The sequence below is a fragment of the Thiorhodococcus mannitoliphagus genome, assembly GCF_010915725.1.
In the GTDB taxonomy this organism is placed as follows: domain Bacteria; phylum Pseudomonadota; class Gammaproteobacteria; order Chromatiales; family Chromatiaceae; genus Thiorhodococcus; species Thiorhodococcus mannitoliphagus.
Window position 1 is genome coordinate 1 of record NZ_JAAIJR010000248.1, and the last position, 3,409, is coordinate 3,409.

5 protein-coding genes are annotated in these 3,409 nt (G+C 59.5%); 3 read left to right on the forward strand and 2 right to left on the reverse strand.

Features of this window, described 5'->3' with window-relative positions:
• Positions 1 to 867 precede the first annotated feature (867 nt).
• Both G3480_RS25535 and G3480_RS25540 read left to right on the forward strand, forming a co-directional pair.
• Positions 868 to 1,074 (forward strand): type II toxin-antitoxin system HicA family toxin, encoded by a 207-nt coding sequence (locus G3480_RS25535; protein ID WP_240906073.1) that lies wholly within the window; start codon positions 868 to 870, stop codon positions 1,072 to 1,074.
• Positions 1,071 to 1,430, forward strand: a complete 360-nt coding sequence (locus G3480_RS25540) for a type II toxin-antitoxin system HicB family antitoxin (protein ID WP_164657025.1) — start codon at positions 1,071 to 1,073, stop codon at positions 1,428 to 1,430. The genes G3480_RS25535 and G3480_RS25540 overlap by 4 nt, the downstream gene beginning before the upstream one ends.
• A 685-nt stretch (positions 1,431 to 2,115) precedes the next feature.
• On the opposite strand, the gene G3480_RS25545 is transcribed toward G3480_RS25540, so the two are convergent.
• Both G3480_RS25545 and G3480_RS29330 read right to left on the reverse strand, forming a co-directional pair.
• On the reverse strand, positions 2,116 to 2,274 hold the full coding sequence (locus G3480_RS25545) for a hypothetical protein (protein WP_164657026.1): 159 nt from the start codon (positions 2,272 to 2,274) through the stop codon (positions 2,116 to 2,118).
• Positions 2,246 to 2,686 carry a hypothetical protein gene (locus G3480_RS29330; protein WP_206171896.1) on the reverse strand — a complete coding sequence of 147 codons (441 nt, stop codon included), beginning with the start codon at positions 2,684 to 2,686 and terminating at the stop codon, positions 2,246 to 2,248. Before G3480_RS29330 ends, G3480_RS25545 begins: the two co-directional genes overlap by 29 nt.
• Before the next feature lie 24 nt (positions 2,687 to 2,710).
• On the opposite strand from G3480_RS29330, the gene G3480_RS25555 reads away from it, so the two are divergent.
• Positions 2,711 to 3,409: ATP-binding protein (locus G3480_RS25555; RefSeq protein ID WP_164657027.1), on the forward strand; the 699-nt coding region annotated here is incomplete at its 3' end.

Below are 3,409 nucleotides of genomic sequence, written 5' to 3' on the forward strand. Positions count from 1 at the left end.
CCAATATTTTTTAAACCCCGCCCCCACAAAACCCGGGGGGCGCGCCCCCCCCCCGCCCCCCGGCGCCCGGGGGGGGGGGGCCCCCCGCTCCCACGGACCGCGCGGTTGGATCGGACGATGATCGGGGCTTTTCGTTTTACATGAATAAGCTACTATTATTCTTAGACTTTTAAAGTTACGACACCTTAGATTTTCGCAAAATTGGGTCGATTTGCGCGCAATTCATGCCTGATGAAAAGTGAGCGCTAGCCTCCCCGAGGCGGATGCGACCGGCTTCGAAATTCTCGTCTCGCTACTCCCCTGGGGTCTGTCACCCATCGCTCGATCGAGGAATCGCCGACAGCGGAAGAAACATGGGAAGCCCGGTAGGGTACGCATCGCGTGCCTTACGTCGGTTCGGATCACTGGCATCGTCGGATGAAACCGCCGTGTTTCTCGACTGAGACGCGGCGGTTTTTGATACGCCGAATGGTACGCGGTGCGTCCCCTACCCCGCTGTCGATGATGATCTAGAGACCTGTTCAGGCGTTCGGGAAGGAGCCCCAGCTCCCCGGCTTCGATCCCGCACCACTGCGCGTGGCGCCCGAGGTGAATCGGCGCGCGGTCACATGCCGCCGCGCGGACGGGTCAGACGCCGGATCAGTGGACGGAGGAGGTCCTTGGGCAGGCGGCGGGCTTGGGCGGCTAAGGCTTGGTGAATTAGGAGATCAAGCGACCAGACGAACGGGCGCCCTCGCCTGCCGGGAGTGGCCCATAGGTTCGGGTGGGGGTGAAGAAACCGTCCCGCTTGTCGGGCAATCCCTTGATGCATAGTGTCACCAATGGCACTATTTAGCCATGAGCAAACACGCTAAGACACTACAAGCCATGCGCACCAACCCAAGGGACTGGCGTATTGGGCAGATTGAATCCGTGGCAGAGCACTTCAGCATCAAAGTACGCAAACCGGGTGGCAGCCATGTGGTGTTCATGCGCGATGACTGCCCGCTGGAGGTATCCATTCCAGCCCGCAAGCCCATTAAGGCCGTGTATGTGACGCAGTTTATTGCGCTGATTGATTGGAGAGCAGAATGATTCCGAGGTTTGAGGATTTCCCGATTGAGATTCGCCCGTTGACCCATGATGAAGGCGGCGGATTTCTGGCAACATTCCCTGATCTTCCCGGCTGCATGGCAGATGGCGAAACGCCAGAGGAAGCCATTACCGATGCACGCGGGGCGTTTGCCGCATGGATGGCTGCACACATTGATGATGGCCGCCCGGTTCCCGTTCCGGGCGCGGAGGCAGCGCCGGTGCGGTTCGTTCAACGCCTGCCGCGCAGCGTCCATGCTGCGCTGAAATCGCTCGCTGCCAGCGATGGCGTCTCCATGAACACTATGGCCACCGTGCTGATTGCCGAGGGTATTGGCGCCAGGAATCATGCCGGCTGATCCTGCGAGAACCCCCCAGCCGGGAGCGCCCCAAAGGTTCGTGGCGGGGTGAATACCCCGTTCCGCTTGTCGATCTTACCCGTCGGGTTAGCGTAGCCTCGACTTTGGCCATTTTCTCCGGCTGGCAATCTCTTTTTTATCAATAGCTTACGATGCGTGAAAAATTAACGAGGGGTCCAGTTTCGGCGTTCGAGCCTCCCGACCCCCTCTAATTTTCAGCCCTCACGATACTTCAAGCAGTTAGCTTTCTGGAAGACTGCAAAAATGGCCAAAGTCGAGCGTAGCGTAACCCGACATTTCGTGGCACTTTGTTTGCCACGCTCAACCCAATCGTTTTGCGACTGTGTCGATTGCGTATCTCATCGATGCCTGAGCATGATTTTAGTCCGTGACTGGATTTTGCCTTGCCCGTGATCGAAAGCCGAGATCTTCATCGCACGTTTTGGCTGATGGGCGTCGCTCCTCCCAGCCGGTAGGGTCAGCATCGCATTACCGTTTAGGCGTTTTCCGGAAAAGAGACTACCCGTCGGTCGGGTTAGCGCAGCGTAACCCGACATTTCGGGGCACTACGTCGGGTTACGGCGCGCATTAAGACTTTGAGCAAAAAATGAAAAGCCGTGGCCATGCGCGCCTAACCCGACCTACAACGTTTGACGCCCCAGTAAAGTCATTTCCGGAATTCACCTTAGAAACCGTTCTTGCTTTCCTTGTCGTTGTCGTTGTCGTTGTCGTTGTCGTTGTCGTTGTCGTTGTCGTTGTCGTTGTCGTTGTCGTTGTCGACGTGATCATATCGGTCAGGATTCTCCGTAACCTCATCATTTCGCTGTCCGAGCTTTGTCCGCATCGAAACGATCCGAATCCTCCCGCGTGTCGCAAGCTACAATCTGTCCATGAACATCACCCCTGAACAGACTGACGCGCCGCCCGGGACCGTCGCGGCGGACGATCCTCAATATCGCCACGTTGTTGTCGGTCCGGTCCATTGGGTACGGGGGCACTTCGCCCGACAGACCGATCTCGCCGAGCACCGCCAGATCCAGCGGTAGCGGGCGGTCCCGATCGCTCGACAGCAGGGCCAGGATGAGCGGCAGCAGTCTCGCCAATGCGTACCCCGCCGACGACATTGACGACGACATCCCGTTTGAAAGACCCATCCCGAGGTTCCGGTGCAGCACGGCCAGCAGAGGGATGCCTTCGCCGGCCAGACCTAGCCGGCGCATCTTCGCCAGCAGGATGCCTCTATAATCGATCGGCAAGCCGCTGCCCTTGGAGTGCTTGTCATGCCCCGCCTGAAACTGCCCACCCGTCTGAAACTCCCCATCGGAATCCAAACCTTCCGCGAAATCCGCGAGGACGGCTGCTACTACGTCGACAAGACCGGGCTGGCCCTGAAGTTGATCGAGGAAGGCAAGGCTTACTTCCTCTCGCGCCCGCGCCGCTTCGGCAAGTCGCTGCTGATCGATACGCTGGCGGAGCTGTTTGCGGGGAACGAGCCATTGTTTCGCGGGCTCTATGCCCATGAGCGCTGGGATTGGTCGCGCCGGGCGCCGGTGATCCGTTTGAGCTTCGGCGGCGGGGTCCTGCGAACGCCCGAGGAGCTGACGGGCAAGATCGGCGAGCAGCTGCGCCTCAATCAGGCCGCGCTGGGCGTGGTCTGCACCGAGCCGGGTCTGGATGGTTGTTTCGCCGAGCTGATCCGCCTAGCGCATGCACGCCACGGCGAGCGGGTGGTGGTGCTGGTCGATGAGTACGACAAGCCGATCCTCGATAATCTGACCCGCCCGGAGATGGCGCGCGAGATGCGCGATGGGCTGCGCAATCTTTACTCCGTGATCAAGGATTCCGACGCCCATATCCGCTTCGCCTTCCTCACCGGGGTGAGCAAGTTCAGCAAGGTGAGCCTCTTCTCGGGGCTGAACAATTTGCGCGACATTACCGTGTCCGCTGACTACTCGGCGCTCTGCGGTTATACCGAGCGC

Bases quoted from the DNA above. Each gene is read 5' to 3' on its own strand.
- G3480_RS25535 (WP_240906073.1), top strand. From the start codon at position 868: ATGCGCACCAACCCAAGGGACTGGCGTATTGGGCAGATTGAATCCGTG.
- G3480_RS25545 (WP_164657026.1), bottom strand. From the start codon at position 2,274: ATGCGGACAAAGCTCGGACAGCGAAATGATGAGGTTACGGAGAATCCT.
- G3480_RS25540 (WP_164657025.1), top strand. From the start codon at position 1,071: ATGATTCCGAGGTTTGAGGATTTCCCGATTGAGATTCGCCCGTTGACC.